This window comes from Lysinibacillus sp. 54212 (assembly GCF_036662795.1).
GTDB lineage: Bacteria > Bacillota > Bacilli > Bacillales_A > Planococcaceae > Lysinibacillus_B.
Genome location: NZ_JBAFWZ010000029.1, coordinates 1 through 19065, shown reverse-complemented (window position 1 = coordinate 19065; position 19065 = coordinate 1). Strand labels below are relative to the sequence as shown.

Genomic DNA, 19065 nt, shown 5'->3' with positions numbered 1-19065 from the left:
ATTTTTGAAATTTTGGCTAGTAAATCGAAAAATATGGCTAGTATTTTGAAATTTGAGGCTACTATATCAATAATTTCGGACTGTATTCGAAAATTTGTGGCTGCAACTCGTAATTGGCTAGTATTTTTGAAATTTTGGCTAGTAAATTCAAAAATGTGGCTAGTATTTCGAAATTTATGGCTAGTAAATCAAAAACCATGACTCTTATTCAAACAAACGTATCTACTTACCACACTCCAATAGAAAAGGCACCCTGATTGTTCAGGATGCCTAGATCTTACATTTTTTCTGGTGCACTTACGCCAATTAGCTTTAGTGCATTCGCCAATGTTGTTTTTACTGCTGTAATAAGTGCTAAACGTGCCTCTGTTAATTCTTTATTATCGGCGTTTAGTACCTTTTCAGCATTATAGAAGCTATGGAATGTAGATGCTAATTCTTGAATATAGTTTGCAATACGGTGAGGTGTACGGTGTTTCGCTGCATCCGCTACGATTTGAGGGAATGCACCAACTTTTTTCAATACATCTTCTTCCTTTTCAGCAACTAATAAACCAAGATTATCTAATGAAGTAGCGTATCCTTGCTCTGCAGCTGAACGTAAAATAGAAGAAATACGTGCATGTGCATATTGAGCATAATATACAGGGTTTTCATTAGACTGCGAAACTGCTAAGTCTAAATCAAAGTCCATATGTGAATCGCCAGCAGTTTTTACAAAGAAGTAACGTACTGCATCTAAGCCTACCTCTTCTACTAGCTCACGCATTGTAACCGCGTTACCCGTACGCTTCGACATTTTGAATTTCTCGCCATTTTTATAGAGCTGAACCATTTGAATAACTTCTACTTCAAGTGTGTCACGGTTATAGCCAAGTGCTTCGATCGCTGCCTTCATACGTGGGATATAGCCGTGGTGATCTGCACCCCAAATATTAATTAATTTATCAAAGCCACGTTGTAATTTATCCTCATGGTATGCGATATCAGGAGTCAGGTACGTAAATGAGCCGTCATTTTTAATAAGCACACGATCCTTGTCGTCACCAAATGTTGTCGAGCGGAACCAAGTCGCGCCTTCCTCTTCAAACACATGTCCATTTGCCTTTAATTTGTCTAATGCTACTTCAATTTTCCCGTTGTTATATAGGGAAGTTTCTGAATACCAAACATCAAACTCAACACGGAAGTTCGCTAAGTCTTTTTGTAATTTTGCAAGCTCTAAACGTAAGCCGTGCTCACGGAAAAATTTGAAGCGTTCTTCATCCGATTTTTCTAAAATTTCTGCACCGAATTGCTTCGCTAACTCGCCAGCGATTTCAATAATATCGGGCCCGTGGTAGCCGTCCTCTGGCATTTCAGCCTCTAAGCCTAGCGCCTGCTTATAACGAGCCTCTAGCGAATACGCTAAGTTGTTAATTTGGTTTCCTGCATCATTAATATAATATTCACGTGCTACGGCATAGCCTGCGAAATCTAATACATTGCATAGAGAATCCCCTACTGAAGCTCCGCGCGCATGCCCTAAATGCAAATCACCAGTTGGGTTCGCTGATACAAACTCAACTTGAACTTTCTCACCCTCACCTGCGTTTGAGCGACCGTAATTTTCGCCTTGTTCGAAAGTTGATTTAACAACGCCAGCTAAAAAATCCTTGCGAACGGTAATGTTCATAAAACCAGGACCAGCAATTTCGATTTTTTCAATATCTGTGTTTTCCTTATCCACATTTTCCAAAATTGCTTCTGCAATCGCACGAGGCGGCTTTTTCGCTAGCTTTGTTAATTGCATAGCTAGATTTGTTGCAAAGTCTCCGTTCGCTTTATCTTTAGGTGTTTCTAAATGAATATTATATTCTGTTCCAGCTTCTACTAAGCCCGCTTTTTCAACAGCCGCAGCTAGCACCGCTTTAATTTGTTGTTGTAATTGTTCTACAGCGTTCATCCTTGTACCTCCGAGTAATTAATTTCTAATGTGTAATGGCCGACAGATGCGCCACCAATTATTAAATCGTACTGTGTTTTAAACCGACCGCTTCCCTCAAGCCTTTCACACGATAATTGATGTGTTTTAATAACAATTGGAATGGATCCATATATACTTTCGTAATGCCCTCGCTCTTTTTGTTGTAGGTTTAGAGGAAGACGCATCGTGACGCCCCCACTACGCATAATAAGAGCTTGGTCGTTTGTTAGCTTTACTGTTGTACGAATTTCTTTATCATCTTGAATTTCTTCATAACGTAAATAGTGCGTTCCTGCTTTCTCCACCAAGGACCCTTGTAGCCACATTTCATATGTTTCAAGCTCTCCATCCTTTGGAATGATGGATGAAACTAGCTTTATTTTCACTTTTGTTCCTACATCGTTCATAGCATTGGATCGCCCCTTTGTTTCGGTAATATAACCTTTTTATTATAGGATGAATAGCTCTCTTTAAGCAACAACTAAGTATAAATTAGGCTTCTTTTATATGCTCTGTCCGTTTGAGACAAAACTATTAAAAAAAAGCTGAAATGCACTATTTGCATTACAGCTTAATGTGTAGTTTATTTCACCCAGCCAAGGATCATTTCACGGATTAGCTTACTAGCCGTGTTGGCAGTCATTTCTGAATTGTCGTATACAGGTGCAACTTCTACTAGGTCAAACCCTACAACATTCACATCACTTCCTGCAATCGCATGGATAGAGGCAAGTAACTCTTTTGATGTAATACCTCCGCAATCAACTGTTCCTGTTCCTGGTGCATGTGCCGGATCTAATACATCAATATCAATTGTTACGTATACATTGCGTCGGGCTAGTGTAGGTAATACTTCTTTTAATGGCTCTAGCACTTCAAATTTAGAAATATGCATACCGTTTTCCTTTGCCCATTGGAACTCTTCTTTTAATCCTGAACGAATACCGAAAGAGTACACGTTTTTCGGTCCAATCTTATCTGCAATTTTTCGGATTGGTGTTGCATGGGAATACGGCTCACCTTCATAATCCGTACGTAAATCTGTATGTGCATCAAAATGAATTACTGCTAAATCACTGTATTTTTCATAAACAGCTTCCATAACAGGAAGAGAAACTAAATGCTCGCCGCCCATTCCGATTGGCACTTTACCATCCTCTAGCAATTTCTGCACAAATGTTTTAATTTCTGCAAGCGATTTTTCAGGGTTACCGAATGGTAGCGGAATATCACCTGCATCAAAAAACTTCACTTCATCAAGCTCGCGGTCTAAGTATGGACTATATTCCTCAAGTCCTACAGATACTTCACGAATACGAGCCGGACCGAAACGAGAGCCTGGTCGGAAGCTTACTGTCCAATCCATTGGCATCCCATATAGTACAGCCTTACTTTCTTCATAATTCGGATGACTTTTAATAAAGACATTGCCAGAATAAGTTTCATCAAAACGCATAAGATTCACCTACTAATTTGTTATATTTGTGCTACTATTAAATCTATTATTTTTTTCCATTTTACCCACTACTTCTATGCCTATGAAACTTTCTAGGGAAAATGTTCGTATAAAGTAGTGCAGTACAAAAAAAGTATAGATGAATTTTTGTAAAGTGCAATAGTTTTTCTTTTATAATCCGTTTTAATTTGGCAGTTCAGACACATACTAAAAACAATTGTAGAGATTGAGGTGAAATTATATGAAACGACGAGAGCTAATTCGTAAAAAACAGCGTCTGAAATGGGGTAAAACCGCACTTTTATTAACCATTGGGGCTATTTGTGCTGTTGCCGTTTCTTTTATTTCATTGCGTATTTATGCTCAAGTTGCTGGAGCACCTCCATTAACAGTACCAAAAGCTTCTATCTTTTTAGATAGTCAAAATAATGAAATTGGGGATTATTTCACCGAGGAACGTCGTTATTGGGTTGAACTCGATAAACTATCACCTTATTTAATTGATGCCACTATTGCTGTTGAGGATAAAGATTTTTATGAGCATGGCGGATTTGATTATTCACGGATTGCCTCAGCCCTATTGGCAGATATAAAGGCCGGCAGTAAAGTGCAAGGTGCAAGTACATTGACGCAGCAATACGCAAGGAATTTATATTTAACACACGAAAAAACTTGGACACGAAAAATTAATGAAGCGCTTTATGCTTACCGATTAGAAGTATTTTATGATAAGGATGAAATTTTAGAGGGTTATTTAAACACCGTTTATTATGGTCATGGTATGTACGGAGTTGAAGCAGCTAGTCGTTACTTCTTTGGAAAATCCTCTACTGATTTAACATTAGCTGAGGCTGCTATGCTTGCCGGTATTCCTAAAGGACCAAGCATCTATTCTCCTAACGCGAACATTGAAAAAGCAACCAATCGGCAAAGGCTAATTTTAGGCTTAATGGAAGAGCAAGGAAAAATATCAAAAGAAGAGCAGGAACGCGCAAAGAATGAACAGCTCGTTTATAAAAGTGATGAATGGCTTGCCACTAAATCAATTGCACCCTATTTTTTAGATGCTGTTTGGAATGAGGCAACCGAAATACTAAAAAGCAAAAACATCAACATTAGTGAAGGTGGCTGGACGATTCAAACAACACTGAATCAGGCCCATCAAAAAGCAGCAGAGGAAGCTATCGCTAAAAACATGCCTGACAATGAATTACAAGTAGGGCTTGTGAGTATGGATGTAGAGAAAGGGTATGTTACAGCGTTAGTTGGTGGACGGGATTATAGCACTAGCTCCTATAATCGTGTAACACTAACAGAACGTCAGCCCGGTTCCGTCATTAAGCCACTTTTATACGCAGCAGCTCTAGAACAGGGCTATTCACCGCTGACCTTTTTAGATGTGTCGGCGACAACATTCACATACGATAACGGGCGTGCATCGTATACACCGCAAAACGTAAATGGAAAATTTGCTGAGCATGATATTACATTAGCACAGGCACTAGCTATTTCTGATAATATTTATGCCGTAAAAACGTTGCAGGATATTGGTTATAAACCTTTCAGAGAAACGTTACAGCGATTTAACTTAAATTATTCAGATAAAAATACGCCATCTATGGCACTCGGAACTACGGAATCTTCCTTGTTCGACTTAACGAATGCCTATAATATTCTGGCAGCAAACGGTGAAGAACGACAAGGAACGATGATTTTATCCATTAAAAATGCAAAAGGCGAAACCGTCTATAAACACAAGCCACCAAAAAGCAAGACAGTCATTTCAGCAGAGGATGCCTTTGTTTTAACTGATATGATGACCGGAATTTTTGACCCTGTTTATAGCGATTACTCTGCGGCAACAGGCGTTTCAATTCGCTCTCGTATTACTCGAACATACGCTGCAAAATCTGGGACTACTAACAGTGACCAGTGGATGATTGGCTACTCTCCAAACTTAACTACAGGTGTTTGGAACGGCTATGATCAAGGGAAAACACTATCTGTAAAAGAGGATATGGCTGCCTCAAAGCAAGTATGGGTTGATTTTATGGAAGCTGTTCATAGCGGACAAAAAAATGAAACCTTTGATGTTCCTAAAGGGGTTCAGGGTGTTGTCATTGATATTGAAACAGGGAAACTTGCGACAGATGCCTGCCCGAAGCAACGACTTATTTATATGAAAAAAGAGGATGTGCCTGTTGAAAAATGCTCCAACTTCAATATTTTTGATTCAAGTACTTGGGGTGACAAATGGAGTGATTCCTGGGATGAGTTATTTAGACGGTTCCCTAAGGATTCCTCGGGAACTAATCTTTGGTGAATAACGTCTGTATTATACCGGGACTTTTATTAGAAAAACATATCTCGCCCTAAAACCAGAGGCGAGATGATGTCTTTACACATAAGGTTACATCTACTAAAAAAAGCTATTTCATCCCCGGAATTTTTTCCGTGGGAAGAAATAGCTTTTTTTATGGCAAGCGAAAGCATGAGAATCATGGGGCATTCGGCTTGGGAATGTTCAAATGCCGCATAGCTCTCATGACTTTTCGTTTGTCCAAGTGTCCTAGCCTACTAATGCAAGCTCTGTCTCAAGTGTACTTTTTTTCACAGGTAGTTTCAACCATCGATTCATAAAGAACGGGAAATGTCACAGTTTGTTCACGCTTTCTAATACATTTTACTAGAAATTTCTTGACGAATCAGAGCTATACCTCATATGGATTGCATTGTTTTTACTATTAGACCGTTAAATCTTCATGTAGCTTTTGCTCACTTCTGTTCCACATTTCTACATTATGTGTTTTAAAGAATTCTACCAACACTTCTTTTGATGAATCATCCATATTGTCGACCATAATTTGACGCTTCATTGATTTATCCATTTTGTTGACATGCTCAGGTAGTATTTTGTAGCCACGGCGCTTTTCACGGTTAACGACCATTTCACATGCCGTTACCCCCGCAAAATACGGACCCTCTTCCTTATAATCAATCGTCACCCATACAAGCCAGTACGGTTTGCCACCTTCTGAGTCCGCACGATCCGTCGTAAATTTAATGCCCCGCTCGACATCACTTTTCGCATGCATCGCCCCAACATCAACAATTGCTGTTCTTTCATTCACATCGATAATAACCGGTGAAACATTTTCAAGCGTGAGCGATCCAATTCCGAACCCTCCATGCCCATCAGTTGGATCATTTTTAATAATTGTAAATCCCATTTTTTGTTTCGGTTTTTCTTCATTCGCCATTGTAAATACCTCCGTATACGCTATTATTAATAATATACACTATCATACTCATTTAGGGGGATTATAAGATGCCAATCGTAACAGTAAAGTTATTAGAAGGTCGTACAGACGAACAAAAGCGTGCTTTAGTGGAAAAAGTAACGGAAGCCGTAGCCCAAACAACGGGAGCGCCAGCACAAAATGTGACAATTATTATTGAGGACATGCCAAAAGCACATTACGCTACGGGCGGCGTACGTGCATCTGATAAATAATACAATTTACTAGAGAGTCCACAAACTGTGTGATTCTCTTTTTTACTAAAGAGGTGATTTTATGAAAAACACTCGTTCTAAGCTCGTCTCCGTTTTACTAGTCCTCATGCTACTTGTTGGTGTTATGCTACTATTACTTCAACCGATTCAAAACTATCTTGTAAAAAGATTAAGCTCGAATACAATCCCTGTATCTTCTGAGCAAATTGTGCAAAATGCTGCAAGCGATGTATCGTTTGATTTTGAAGAGGTACAATCATTAACGCTCTCTGACATTTTAAAGGCACAAGCAAGTCGGAAGGACCTTCCTGTAATTGGGAGCATCGCTGTTCCATCCGTTGATTTAGAGCTACCCATAATAAAAGGGGTTGGCAAACAAGCCCTAGCGGCCGGTGCTGGTACAATGAAGCCCGAGCAATCGATGGGGGTTGGCAATTACGCATTAGCGAGCCATTATGTTGAAGGTGAGGATATTTTATTTGGTCCACTTTATGAGGCTAATGTCGGAGATGCCATTTATTTGTCTGATATGGAATTTATATATGAGTATGAACTCACGACAAAAGAAGTAATTGAAGCAACTGAAGTAACCGTAATTGATGATATAAAGGATGAGACTGTTTTGACCTTAATCACATGCGCTGAAGAAGGGACAAAGCGATTAGCTGTCCGTGCCCAATTTAAAGAAAAACGTCCACTTGAAAGCGAAAGCCCTTAACGAATCAGGACTCCTGTTCGTTAAGGGCTTTATTTTATGCTGTTTTACGACGACGTACGAATAATAATGTACCACTAATCGCTACTAATAATAGACCAATTAGCGTTGCCGCTGTTTGAGAGGCGCCGTCTGTTTGAGGAAGCTTATCTTCCTTATCTTTAATTGACCCTTGCGAATCCCCATCACCCTTATTATCACCTTGGTTATTACCATCGTTATCACCAAGATTATCTCCTGGGTTTTCTGGATCTGGATTTTCTGGATCTATTGGCTTACCTGGATCCGGGTTCTCTGGATCTGGATTTTCTGGATCTACTGGCTTACCTGGATCCGGGTTCTCTGGATCAGGGTTTTCTGGATCTACTGGGTTCTCCGGATCCGGATTTTCTGGATCTGGATTCTCTGGATCTACTGGTGGTTCTGGAGGAATCCATCCGCCGCCACCTGAAGATGGTTTTACAAGTGCAATACATGTATCCGTTACTGTAATTGTTCCTAGTATTGAAGCACCCTCATACACACGATATTTACCCGGTTCAATTGTATATGGTACTGTAGCCACACCGTTTGAATCTGTTGTTGCAGTGGCAATAGTCGTTGCACCGCTTTCATCTTTAATTGTCACCGTCACGCCTGGACGTGCTACACCGCTTACGTTTTGGACTGTTAATGCGAATTGTGGACAAACGTTATCAGGAACAGCAACTGCAGCACCACAAACCTCATCGATATAACTAACTGTAATATCGCCTAATTTTCGGCCTAAACTGTTGTATACCTCGTAAGCCACGCCTTGCTGTAATAAAGATTTATCAGTGAATGCGATTTGTCCATTTGCATCCGTTGTGCCTGAAGTAACAACAGCACCTGCTTGGTCTTTAATTGTTACTCCAACACCTGCACCTACTGGCTGTAAATCTTTATTGTTCACTGTTAATGTAAATGCTGGACAAGCATTTTTAATCACTTCACCTGTACAGTCGCCAGTATACGTAACTTTTACTTTGCCAATCTCATCACCTTTTGTGCTATCAGTATTTTGCTCATATACTGTGTATTCACCCGGTGCTTGATTTTGTGGTAATTGAATTTTTCCATTTGCATCAGTTACATCTGTAGCTAAAGATACTTCTGTACCCGAGCTATCTTCAACAATTACTTTTGCATTCGGTTTAATGTTGGCATCTTGACCTTTGACTGTAATCGTGAAAATATCACAAGCTTTATATGGTTGTAATTCACCTTGACAGTTACCTAAATAACTCACTGTCAAATCACCAAGTTTTTTACCTGATGTGTCTTTAACCTCATACGTTCCTGCTACTGTTGTAGACGGCAATTGTTGTTTACCGTCATTATCTGTTGTTAATGTATATGTTTCAGATGTAGTTGTACCATCTGCATTTTTATTATTAACAGTCATTTCAAAGATAGTATTTTTTAATACTTCCCCATCAGCATCTTTTAATACAAATGTAAAGTCACTACATGCTGGTGCTAATTGAAGTTCACCTGAACAGTCATTTTCACTATATTTTACATTAATTGACTCCGTTAATACTAATTTTTCTGTGTCGTCTTCATTCAGTTCAATGACTTTATATACTCCTGGAGCCACTGTAGCTCTTGGAACTGAAATAGTACCGTTCGTAGCTGTCGTATATTCAAATTCAGTGCCACCCTGTGCTACTAATTTTACTTTTACATTTGGACGAACATTTCCATCCGCATCTTTTAAAGTCAATGTATAATTTGCACACATTTTTGATTCATCTACAGTATTAATTAACTCCGTTTCAACTGTTGGCTCTTTCAATGTATCCTTAGTTTCGTCTAGCTCAAACGGAAAATCATCCATTTTAGTATAGCCAGCTGGCGCTGCTACTTCACGAATTATATACTTACCGTAGTTAATATTCTCAAATGTAAATGTGCCATCTGCTTTGGATTCTTTAGTACCGATAATATATTCTTTATTTCCGATTTTTTTGATTAATTGGAACTGTACACCCTCAAGCGCTGTATCAATTCCTGTTGCAGCATTTTTACCAATCTTAACAAACTTTGCATTCCCTTTTGTTGCAGAGAAATCAGAAGAGGAATTACTAAACGATTGTTTATTTTCTGTTTCAATACTTGTTTGTTGGTTGGCACTTGTAGCACCAGCATAAGAGATTTTCGCATTATTGCTGAACAAATCATCCTTTGCACCAAAGGCTAATGTTTCATATTTCACTTGGTAGCCTTTATGCGTTAAATCCCCTAAAGGAAGAGTGAATCCACCATCCTCATTATAAGTTACACCTGTAGCATCTTGCCACGCGTCACCTTCACTTACTCCTGTAGCTGTAACCTTGTACGGTCTAATTTTAATTGACCCTGGTACAAGCATGAGCATTTCTGATGGTGTATCTGTTAATGTAACATCACCTAAAGCTGATAGTGATTTATTAATATCTAGTAACCACGTCACAACTGGTGCACTTTGAGATTCGACTTCCTTCTTAAGCAAGCTATTCGCATCATTTACTGTTACTGGTGTAGCTGGTAGAGTGAATTCTTGTGTACCTAACGTTTGAAACTTCGCTATGTTCGAATAAACATTCCCTGCTGCGTTTTTATCTGTTGAACCAATTCCTATAATATCATCCGAATCTTTCGTATTATACTCAACTAAATACACTTTGTTGTTTACGTCTGCTGGCAAATTATCATTGAATGTTAATGTAAATGATTTATTATCGGGCGCTAGATTTACCCCATAATGTGTATCTGATAATTCAGACCCTTTATCACCTTTTGTATCATCTTCTGATGAATCACCATGAACTAACGTATAGTTATATACTTTTATAGATCCAGGAACAATCTCGTGACCTTCCCCAAGCGTATCTGTTAATAGCGCATTATTAATGTTTTTCTTATTTATATTAACTTTTACACCCCATGTAAATGTTTGATTCTCATAATTGTAAGAACCTGATTTACTTCCGTTATTCACAGAAGTTGGTTTTGGTTCATAATTAACTCTAACATATTTTATACTATAACTAGCCCAACTAGCGTTCACTTCATTTCCATACCCTTGTGTCGCTACCTCACCATTTTCTTCAATAGCGAATGATGTTACATAAGTTATTATCCCTGTTTCACCTTGTTTAACCTCAGCATCTTTGATGAAGAATCCTTGACTAAGATCGGTTGGGTCTTTAAGCTCTATAGTCCCTGTCATACCGCTTAAATCTATCCCATGATTAGAGTGTTTATCAGGTACTATTAAGGTATGTTTTCCCGTACGTGTACCGTAATAAAATGTATCATCGATTGTTAAGCCTGAGATATCTTTACTGTCTGCAGTAACCGTAATTTTCCAATGAATTTCTTTCTTATCAAAGTCAATTGTACGGCTTTTCTTAAGAATTCCTTGGCTAATATCATGTGTTGCAGTATGTTTTCCGTGAGAAGCAATACCTTCAGCCGTAACAGTATTACTTAATGTTACCGGGGTTTTTTTAGTATAATAATCGTCTAGATACTTAGCATCGTATATGATGCGATAAGCTTTTTCAACAGGGCTTGCAAATGATAATTTAAAGCCGTTTGCTCCCTCTGGTACTACGCTATAAAGTGTACCTGTTGGATCTGTTACTTCTTTAGGAGTTCCTGTAGCATTACCACTTCCATCGACTGTTACTTCAAACACTCGAATTGAATCAATATCAATCATATGCGCGTTTGTTTCCGAAGAAAGTGTATCTGTAATAACAGGATTAGTACGTTTCGCTAAGTTATAATTATAATTAATCGCCCATGAAGTTTTATAGTTATTTCCAGATACTAGTTCTTTTTTAAGTGCATCCCCATATGTCAGTGTGACTGAGCCGTTTGCTGTCTCTTCTGAAATATTATCGTGCTTAAACTTGACTGTATTAATCAGTGTTGTATTCCCTTCAGGTTCACCTAAGTTAACCTCTGTTTTATACGTCACTTTATAAGCATTCTTTCCTGTTAACTTTGCATTCACATCCGACCAATTACCATTTGCTAATACAGATGTACCTGCCCCACTTTTGTCAATAACACCTTTTAATCCAACCGTGTACTGCGCAATATTTACCGTTCCAGCTTTAATCGCATGTCCTGTACCTGGTGTATCTGTTAGAGTGGCATTTACAAGCTCTTTACCAGCCTCATTCACCCAAACAGCCCATTCAATTTGGCGTTTGCCGTCTACTGTCGAAACATTACCCTTAGTTTTAGTGACCTTTTTATTGGCTGTGCTTGGTAAGAATGTTAGACTAATTGTCTTTTCTCCTGAGATTCCATCTGGAACCACTAACTCTTGCTCCAATGATTCACCTGAAAGTGTGAATTTAGAATTAAAATCCATCTTTATTTCTGCCTTCGAGCTATTATATTCAGCGTTTTCCACAGGCGAAATTTTCTGATTAAATGTTACTGTGACTTCGTATTTCCCATCACTACCTAAAGCTGTCGAATACGTGTAAATTGGATTTACTGCGCCTTTTGGATAACTACCATTAAATTTAGAGCTATAATCAATTAATGATTTTGGTAGCTTAAATGTAAAATAATCACCTACATTTGCTCCTTGGCCCAAATCGACCGTAAATACATAATTAACAGCAGCTTCGGTAGTTTGAGCTAATTCTTTAGACGTTGAAGTTAAATCTTCCCCCGTACTACTTTCTTTTAAAGAAACTTGCACGTCTGTAATCTGTCCACTTAAATCCTCTTTCTCTGTTTCAGCTAGCTCAGTAGAAGCTACTTCTCCATCCTCAGCCTTAGCAACAGGTTCAGTTGAATTTCCCGTTGGTGGTGCGGTTTCTTCCTCCGCTACATTCGCAATCGGCTCTGTTGCAGTTTCTGTCGGTGGTGTGGCTTCTTCCTCATCCGCATTCGCAACTGGCTCTGAAACATTTTCAGTCGGAGTGGCTTCTTGCTCATTAGCATTTGCAACCGGTTCCGTTACGCCGACATTTGCTAGTGGATCGGTTTCGTTCGCGAATACCGAAATTGGACTTAGTATCGTTTGAAAAACGAGTAGTACAAGTAGAATTGTAATATTTAGTTTTTTCATTGCTCTCTCCTTTTCTAGGTATAGAGAGATAGCTGTTTTTGCTTGTTGACGACTATGTATCATTCTTTCTAGGAAAGGGATACATACAAACAACAGGCTAGCCTCTCCTTCCTTGAATCGTTAGTCGCCTTCAGTATGCTACATAGAACGGAGCTTGAGGCAAGTTATTCTTGCAGGCTCTTCTAGTATGTAGCATAGATTCATATTTAGTTGTGATGACACTTCAATGATAATTACCCCTCCTCCTCTGGATTTAATTGGCTTTAATAATAATACTATTTAATAGTATCTACCCTTTTTATCGGCAACAAAATATAAAATAACATAAAACTGCTTATAATTTCCTTATTAAACACTTTTATCTTGGTAATTTTCCCAGTAATTCTTCATCTTATAATCATAAAATTCACCACAAATTTGATACTAACGATACCTAATTTTCGTAATATATATAACTTACTAACCACTTATATCGATTTTTGTTAAATTATCTTTTCGAGCCTTTCTATTCGTTTTTTTCTTATCCTTATCAAAAAATAATGATTAAATATATAAAAGCACACAAAAATACTATTTTTATAGCATTTCGCGCGCTTTTTGTAATTATCCTAAAAAATCTATTATTTCTTTACGTAGTTTTTGGTCGATTGAATCATTTTTTAAAATTTCTGCTGGATAGTACACTTTATGATCGATTTTCATTCTACCTGCAATAGCATCGACGATTATGCTTTGCTGCGAGAGCTCTCGAACTTCTCCATTTGGAAGCTCTAAAAAGATGGGTAGCTTTGTGCTCACTCCTGGCTGGTATAAATCGTATGGTAAATCTGTCGTACAATCATGGATTAAATAATATGTTGGATCTACACCTACCTGCTGAAATAAGGCTAGTAAACGTTCGTATTTTTCAGGCTGTTCCTTTGGATTTAAATCGGTGTAGTGGAACAGCTTACGATTGACAAATCTCTGACAAAGATCACTTAAAATATCATCCTGCTCATCCATCCAAAATTGGAAATATGTAAGCAAAATACTCTCATCTAACGCTAAGTATTCTTGTAAAGTGACTCTCCCACGGAAAAATGGCTTAAAATGGACGGGTTCATATTTAAACCAATAATCCTCTTCGCTTAATTTTTTGACACGCTTTAAGATATTTTTTAAAACAACCTCCGCGCTTCGTGACACAGGGTGAAAATAAATTTGTAAATACATTTGATAGCGGGACATAATATAATCCTCAACTGCATGCATGCCACTAGCCTTAATAACAACACGCCCTTCTCGAGGACGCATAACGCGCAAAATACGTTCCATATCAAAATGACCATAGCTAACACCTGTATAGTAGGCATCTCGCTGTAAATAATCCATCCGGTCTGCATCAATTTGACTTGATATTAAGCTTATTACTTGCTGATTCGGATATGTTTTTGCAATGACCTGTGCCACCTTTTGTGGAAAATCCGGTGAAACTCGACGCAGCACCTCATTCACTTCAGTATCCCCTAATAGCGTATCACGCGTGTATTCCTCATGGTCTGTTCCAAAAACATTTTCAAAGGCATGGGAAAATGGTCCATGCCCTAAGTCATGAAGAAGCGCTGCACATAAAACTACCAAACGTTCACTATTATCCCATTCTGGCCTACCGTGGAACACATCATCGATAATTCGGCGTACAATTTCATAAACTCCGAGCGAGTGATTAAATCGACTATGCTCTGCACCGTGAAAGACTAAATATGTTGTGCCAAGCTGACGAATACGACGTAAACGCTGAAACTCCCGTGTACCGATTAAATCCCAAATCACTCTATCGCGTACGTGCACATAACGATGAACAGGATCTTTAAACACTTTTTCCTCTGCTAGCTTCATATTCCCATAATTCATACCTACACCTCCAATTTTCCTAATATTATTACTATTCATTATAAGGGTTTCTATCAGAAATAACATATCTCGTCCCCAAGTAATAGGTAAGATTCTGTTATTCCTATGCTTCACAACAAAAAAACTACCATCAATGAGCCTTTGACGGTAGCTTTAAGTTACTTTTTTAGCTTAGCTATTACTTTCTCCATTAGCTCATCTTCCGTTAGGGCAGCTACTGGACGATTATTGACGAATGTAAATGTTTTTTTGCGGCCTGGTCCGCAGTATGAATGACAGCCAATTTCAATCGTTGCTTCTGGATCTATTTCTTTAAGTTTAGGAATTAACGTTTTTAAATTAACGGCCTGACATTCATCGCAAACATGAAATAAGTTTGCCATCTTGTCAACACCCCTTCTATTATATAGTTTTACGCATTTTAGTCTTTTCGTCGCCTATTAAACCTTTCCTATTGTAGCTTAAAATTCAGCTTCCCTTCAAGTGAAAACGTAGTATCTCCGTCAAAGGTCTGAACTCTATTTTTTTATGAAGTGATTTTTAATATCCAATCGAGCAGCGAATCCTATTTTCTAGCCGTTTCAATAACAATGTAAACTTCCCTATCTTTTTAAAAAATTAAAGAATAAAATCTTTCACGATTGGTCATGATAGAGGAAGAAGGAACAACCAAACTATGAACATGTCAGGAGGGTATTAAAATTGGTCAAAATTAGACAAGATGCTTGGTTAAAAGAAAACGATGAATTATTAGCCCAGGCTGTAATTCGTCACGTCAAGGAAGGTAGCACACAATTAAATGCATTTGAGGAGGCCGGCGATGCACTTAACCGTACTGCAGCTGCATGTGGCTTTCGTTGGAATGCGGTCGTTCGCCGTCTCTATGAGGAAGAACTATCGCAGGCAAAGAAGGAGCGAAAGGAAAGAATGCGCGTATTAGGCACAATTGGCAAACGCCGCGCACAGCAAGTATACTTACTTCCATCTGCACATGAGGAAGAAACGAGAGCCATTCCTTTATCTGCACTTTCTCTAGATATTGTTATTGCCTATTTAGCAAGACTACAGCATAGTAGTTCAACAGAAAATGAGGCATTAAAATGGAAGCAGGTAGCAAATGCAGCGACAGAGAAAATAAAGGGACTAGAACAGCAGCTTCAAAAATTAGAAAATGAAAACAGAGAAATCAAGGATGATTACGAGCAGTTTGTTAATATTATGAACCGCGCTCGCAAACTCGTAACTTTAAACGAAGAAGAGGAACGCGTTGCACCTGTATTTAAAATGGAGAAGAACGGCAACTTAGTAGTTTCTTCTGGTCAAAATGAACAAGGCGAAGTGCATATGTAGCACGTCGCCTCTTTTTAATTATATCGATAATAGTGATTCATTCCGTTTAAAAATACGTGTTAAATAATGTGAGTATAGTTCAAGCTCCTCTTGCTGCAACGGCATGAACTGCAAATCGCCATTCCATTCAAGCAGCCGCTGCTGAATCCTACTATTTACTTCCGTAACGGTAATCTTTTTACTCATTATCTCTTGTAAGGATGCCATCACATGTGGTGTGATACGAGGATACACAAATTTTGTTTTTTCATTTTTTAGGCTTACCTCATAAAATTGACGGATTAGCTCAGCTCTCTCACTTCCACTACCTTCAATACATAAATAGATTTGCACTGCAATCCCATTTTGCATTCGACGCTGAGAAATCCCAGCAAATTTCCGTCCATCAACACTTAAATCATAAGTACCTGGGCAGTAAGAGCCGACAATCTCGTAGGCTTCAATTCTTGCCTCTAGCTCAGGAAAAATAGCCTTTATAAAATTCACCATTCTCATAAATGCTACATCAATGCTAACAGACTCCTTTTCAGCGAATACTAGTGAGATATTTAACACACCACTATCAAGCACGACAGCAAGTCCACCTGAGTTGCGTACAATTGGCTCATATCCAGCGTTACGTAACACGCTCATTCCTTCTTCTATAAAGGGTAAACGATGATCCTGAATACCAAGAACGACGGCATCATCGTGCACCCACGTTCGAATAACAGGATTTGACTTCTCATGCCCAACTAAGTGACAAAGCGTGTCATCCATCCCAAATGATTCTAGCGGCGAACGATTTCTGGCACTAAAAGATTGGTCTATAAAGCGCCAATCCTTCTCATTAAATAAACGATCCATGATTTTAACTCCCTAAATACCGAATAACTTTAGCATACTGCATTTTTAAGCTATGTCAAATTCGTGAAATAAAGTCAATTTCATGTTTCACATGACGAAAAACGCGATATTTGTGCTACACTGAATGTGAATGATTTTCAATTAGAAGGAGTGTCTTAAATATGAATGAAGCAGCGATTACATTAGATGGCTGGTACGCATTACACGATTTCCGCTCAATGGATTGGGCGTCTTGGAAGCTAGTCTCTGCAGAGGAGCGTCAAGCAGCCGTTGAGGAATTTATCCAGTACTTAGAAAAAATTAATGAAGCGGATGTTGCGAAAACGGGTGCACATGCATTTTACGCTATCGTAGGTCAAAAAGCAGATTTTATGCTAATGACACTTCGCGAAACAATGGATGAGCTTCAAGAACTTGAGGCAGAATTTAATAAATTAGCGATTGCTGATTTTACAATCCCGACATATTCTTATGTGTCTGTTGTAGAGCTTTCAAACTACTTAGCAGGTGAATCAAACGAGGATCCATACCAAAACCCACATGTACGTGCGCGTCTATACCCTGAGCTACCACGTTCACAATATGTATGCTTCTACCCAATGGACAAACGACGTCAAGGTGATGACAACTGGTACATGCTGTCAATGGATGAGCGTAAAAGCTTAATGCGTTCACACGGGATGATTGGTCGCGGCTATGCTGGTAAAGTGAAACAAATTATTACAGGCTCTGTAGGCTTCGATGATCACGAATGGGGCGTAACGTTATTCTCAGATGACGTACTACAATTCAAAAAGCTTGTATACGAAATGCGCTTTGACGAAGTATCTGCGCGTTATGGTGAATTTGGCGCATTCTTCGTAGGAAACCTTTTAGACAATGAAAAATTAGTGAAGTTCCTAACTGTATAATATTTTCCGAAAGCACATAACTTACAAGAGAATCCTTGTATTATGTGCTTTTTTGCACTAAACAAAAAGAAATGAGCTCAGTTTCCCCAGCCCATTTCTCTAAGTTTTATCATCATTTGCCTTTAGAATTAATATAACAGTATTAATGAATAACCCGATAATGATCATTATAATAAATAAGTACCAATGTAATTTCTGCCCATAAAAATCCCCTACAACAAATGCTAAAATAGCACTTACAAAAATACCCATCCACACACCAATTTGCATAATGCACTCACTCCTTGAAGTATCTACACTAAGCAACAGTTCTCATTCTTCTAGTAATACAAAATAATCCGGCAATTAGAGCAACTCATTTTCATCAGTATATGCACAAGATTTTATTTTATACTGCTCTATTACGCATCATCTTTTTATGTCCATGCATATACTGTCGAAAAGGAGGTTATCGCATCGCTGTAGTCCAAACAAATGATGCTCAAACTGCACTTTTAGCTCGACTCATGCGTGCGGAAGCAGAGGGAGATGGTCAGCTTGGCATGCTGATGGTCGGCAATGTAGGCATTAATCGCGTCCGAGCCGATTGTCTGGATTTTAGGGATATTCGTTCAATAGAGGATATGGTTTATCAACGACCTGGTGGTTTTGAAGCTACTCAGAAAGGATATTTTTATCAGCGAGCGCGTCAGATGGATATCGATTTAGCCAAGCGTGTGATCAATGGGGAACGGTTTCATCCAGCTACCCGTTCACTTTGGTTCTTCAGGCCTCAAGGGAATTGCCCTGCTCAATGGTACGGGCAATGGAACACCGGCCGCTATAAGGCGCATTGCTTTTTCTCACCGACCGAACAGGACTGTCCAACACTTTAATTTAAGAAAGGAAGGTTTTATTGGCTTATTATTACACGCCTCAAGGAATGTTTACACAGCAGGGTGCAATGCCCCCAGGTGCATTCCCACAGCAAGGTTTACCTCGTGAAGAATCTTATATTGAAAATATTTTAAGATTAAATAAAGGCAAGCCCGGTACATTTTATTTTTCTTTTGAGCATGCTGTTGAGCAAGGAAAGAATACAAAAGTCGTTCGTGGCGTTGTAGAAGCAGCGGGGCGTGATCACGTGATATTACGTGAGCTGAAAACAAATCATCGCTTTTTATTCCCGATGATTTATTTCGATTATGCGGAATTCGATGAAGAGCTTAATTATTTTAATCAAGGAAGATAAGACAAAAAATGCCCACTTCTCGTAAAATGTACCCTATAAGATGGACACTTAAAAAAGTCCTCTTGTAGGGTACTTT

Annotated in this window: 16 protein-coding genes; 7 read left to right on the top strand and 9 right to left on the bottom strand. The window is 38.7% G+C overall.

What is annotated here, in order from left to right; genetic code table 11:
• Positions 1-277: 277 nt before the first annotated feature.
• The 3 genes from argS to speB form a co-directional block, all read right to left on the bottom strand.
• On the bottom strand, positions 278-1945 hold the full coding sequence (argS, locus tag V4T18_RS15785; RefSeq protein WP_332651000.1) for an arginine--tRNA ligase: 1668 nt from the start codon (positions 1943-1945) through the stop codon (positions 278-280).
• Positions 1942-2373, bottom strand: a complete 432-nt coding sequence (locus V4T18_RS15780; protein WP_332650998.1) for a DUF1934 domain-containing protein — start codon at positions 2371-2373, stop codon at positions 1942-1944. The genes argS and V4T18_RS15780 overlap by 4 nt, the downstream gene beginning before the upstream one ends.
• Positions 2374-2549: 176 nt before the next feature.
• Entirely contained in the window at positions 2550-3422 is an 873-nt protein-coding gene (speB, locus tag V4T18_RS15775) for an agmatinase (RefSeq protein ID WP_332650996.1), read from the bottom strand.
• A gap of 241 nt (positions 3423-3663) precedes the next feature.
• Between speB and V4T18_RS15770 the strand changes: the two genes are divergently transcribed.
• Entirely contained in the window at positions 3664-5745 is a 2082-nt protein-coding gene (locus V4T18_RS15770) for a transglycosylase domain-containing protein (RefSeq protein ID WP_332650995.1), read from the top strand.
• 421 nt (positions 5746-6166) lie between these two features.
• Here the strand turns inward: V4T18_RS15770 and V4T18_RS15765 are convergent, their stop codons facing one another.
• Positions 6167-6682, bottom strand: coding sequence for a YwhD family protein (locus V4T18_RS15765; protein ID WP_332650993.1), 516 nt, complete (start codon positions 6680-6682; stop codon positions 6167-6169).
• A gap of 68 nt (positions 6683-6750) precedes the next feature.
• Between V4T18_RS15765 and V4T18_RS15760 the strand changes: the two genes are divergently transcribed.
• The gene (locus V4T18_RS15760; RefSeq protein WP_332650991.1) at positions 6751-6936 is read left to right on the top strand and encodes a 2-hydroxymuconate tautomerase; all 186 of its coding nucleotides are present in this window, start codon (positions 6751-6753) and stop codon (positions 6934-6936) included.
• A 61-nt stretch (positions 6937-6997) separates the two neighbouring features.
• Positions 6998-7654 carry a class A sortase gene (locus V4T18_RS15755; RefSeq protein ID WP_332650989.1) on the top strand — a complete coding sequence of 219 codons (657 nt, stop codon included), beginning with the start codon at positions 6998-7000 and terminating at the stop codon, positions 7652-7654.
• A gap of 34 nt (positions 7655-7688) precedes the next feature.
• On the opposite strand, the gene V4T18_RS15750 is transcribed toward V4T18_RS15755, so the two are convergent.
• The 3 genes from V4T18_RS15750 to V4T18_RS15740 all read right to left on the bottom strand — a co-directional run bounded on the left by V4T18_RS15750 (position 7689) and on the right by V4T18_RS15740 (position 15034).
• Complete coding sequence (locus V4T18_RS15750; protein WP_332650988.1) at positions 7689-12755, bottom strand: collagen binding domain-containing protein; 5067 nt, start codon at positions 12753-12755, stop codon at positions 7689-7691.
• 603 nt (positions 12756-13358) lie between these two features.
• Positions 13359-14651: an HD domain-containing protein gene (locus tag V4T18_RS15745; protein WP_332650986.1), complete on the bottom strand. Its 1293-nt coding sequence runs from the start codon at positions 14649-14651 to the stop codon at positions 13359-13361.
• 158 nt (positions 14652-14809) lie between these two features.
• Entirely contained in the window at positions 14810-15034 is a 225-nt protein-coding gene (locus V4T18_RS15740) for a DUF1450 domain-containing protein (RefSeq protein ID WP_332650985.1), read from the bottom strand.
• A 319-nt stretch (positions 15035-15353) separates the two neighbouring features.
• Here V4T18_RS15740 and V4T18_RS15735 point away from each other — a divergent pair, with 319 nt between their 5' ends.
• Positions 15354-16001, top strand: a complete 648-nt coding sequence (locus tag V4T18_RS15735; RefSeq protein WP_332650983.1) for an RsfA family transcriptional regulator — start codon at positions 15354-15356, stop codon at positions 15999-16001.
• An 18-nt stretch (positions 16002-16019) separates the two neighbouring features.
• On the opposite strand, the gene V4T18_RS15730 is transcribed toward V4T18_RS15735, so the two are convergent.
• Positions 16020-16847, bottom strand: coding sequence for a lipoate--protein ligase family protein (locus V4T18_RS15730; RefSeq protein WP_332650981.1), 828 nt, complete (start codon positions 16845-16847; stop codon positions 16020-16022).
• 161 nt (positions 16848-17008) lie between these two features.
• Here V4T18_RS15730 and hemQ point away from each other — a divergent pair, with 161 nt between their 5' ends.
• Entirely contained in the window at positions 17009-17758 is a 750-nt protein-coding gene (gene hemQ / locus V4T18_RS15725) for a hydrogen peroxide-dependent heme synthase (protein ID WP_332650979.1), read from the top strand.
• 99 nt (positions 17759-17857) lie between these two features.
• On the opposite strand, the gene V4T18_RS15720 is transcribed toward hemQ, so the two are convergent.
• Positions 17858-18028 (bottom strand): hypothetical protein, encoded by a 171-nt coding sequence (locus tag V4T18_RS15720; protein ID WP_332650977.1) that lies wholly within the window; start codon positions 18026-18028, stop codon positions 17858-17860.
• 236 nt (positions 18029-18264) lie between these two features.
• Here V4T18_RS15720 and V4T18_RS15715 point away from each other — a divergent pair, with 236 nt between their 5' ends.
• Positions 18265-18633, top strand: a complete 369-nt coding sequence (locus tag V4T18_RS15715; protein WP_442916955.1) for a cell wall hydrolase — start codon at positions 18265-18267, stop codon at positions 18631-18633.
• A 47-nt stretch (positions 18634-18680) separates the two neighbouring features.
• A complete protein-coding gene (gerQ, locus tag V4T18_RS15710; RefSeq protein ID WP_332651036.1) occupies positions 18681-18989 on the top strand; it encodes a spore coat protein GerQ in 309 nt (102 codons plus the stop codon).
• Positions 18990-19065 lie beyond the last annotated feature (76 nt).

What these genes read in the sequence shown, in the direction of transcription:
- argS (WP_332651000.1), bottom strand. Translation starts at nt 1,945, where the DNA reads ATGAACGCTGTAGAACAATTACAACAACAAATTAAAGCGGTGCTAGCT.
- V4T18_RS15780 (WP_332650998.1), bottom strand. Translation starts at nt 2,373, where the DNA reads ATGAACGATGTAGGAACAAAAGTGAAAATAAAGCTAGTTTCATCCATC.
- speB (WP_332650996.1), bottom strand. Translation starts at nt 3,422, where the DNA reads ATGCGTTTTGATGAAACTTATTCTGGCAATGTCTTTATTAAAAGTCAT.
- V4T18_RS15770 (WP_332650995.1), top strand. Translation starts at nt 3,664, where the DNA reads ATGAAACGACGAGAGCTAATTCGTAAAAAACAGCGTCTGAAATGGGGT.
- V4T18_RS15765 (WP_332650993.1), bottom strand. Translation starts at nt 6,682, where the DNA reads ATGGCGAATGAAGAAAAACCGAAACAAAAAATGGGATTTACAATTATT.
- V4T18_RS15760 (WP_332650991.1), top strand. Translation starts at nt 6,751, where the DNA reads ATGCCAATCGTAACAGTAAAGTTATTAGAAGGTCGTACAGACGAACAA.
- V4T18_RS15755 (WP_332650989.1), top strand. Translation starts at nt 6,998, where the DNA reads ATGAAAAACACTCGTTCTAAGCTCGTCTCCGTTTTACTAGTCCTCATG.
- V4T18_RS15750 (WP_332650988.1), bottom strand. Translation starts at nt 12,755, where the DNA reads ATGAAAAAACTAAATATTACAATTCTACTTGTACTACTCGTTTTTCAA.
- V4T18_RS15745 (WP_332650986.1), bottom strand. Translation starts at nt 14,651, where the DNA reads ATGAATTATGGGAATATGAAGCTAGCAGAGGAAAAAGTGTTTAAAGAT.
- V4T18_RS15740 (WP_332650985.1), bottom strand. Translation starts at nt 15,034, where the DNA reads ATGGCAAACTTATTTCATGTTTGCGATGAATGTCAGGCCGTTAATTTA.
- V4T18_RS15730 (WP_332650981.1), bottom strand. Translation starts at nt 16,847, where the DNA reads ATGGATCGTTTATTTAATGAGAAGGATTGGCGCTTTATAGACCAATCT.
- hemQ (WP_332650979.1), top strand. Translation starts at nt 17,009, where the DNA reads ATGAATGAAGCAGCGATTACATTAGATGGCTGGTACGCATTACACGAT.
- V4T18_RS15720 (WP_332650977.1), bottom strand. Translation starts at nt 18,028, where the DNA reads ATGCAAATTGGTGTGTGGATGGGTATTTTTGTAAGTGCTATTTTAGCA.
- V4T18_RS15715 (WP_442916955.1), top strand. Translation starts at nt 18,265, where the DNA reads ATGCGTGCGGAAGCAGAGGGAGATGGTCAGCTTGGCATGCTGATGGTC.
- gerQ (WP_332651036.1), top strand. Translation starts at nt 18,681, where the DNA reads ATGTTTACACAGCAGGGTGCAATGCCCCCAGGTGCATTCCCACAGCAA.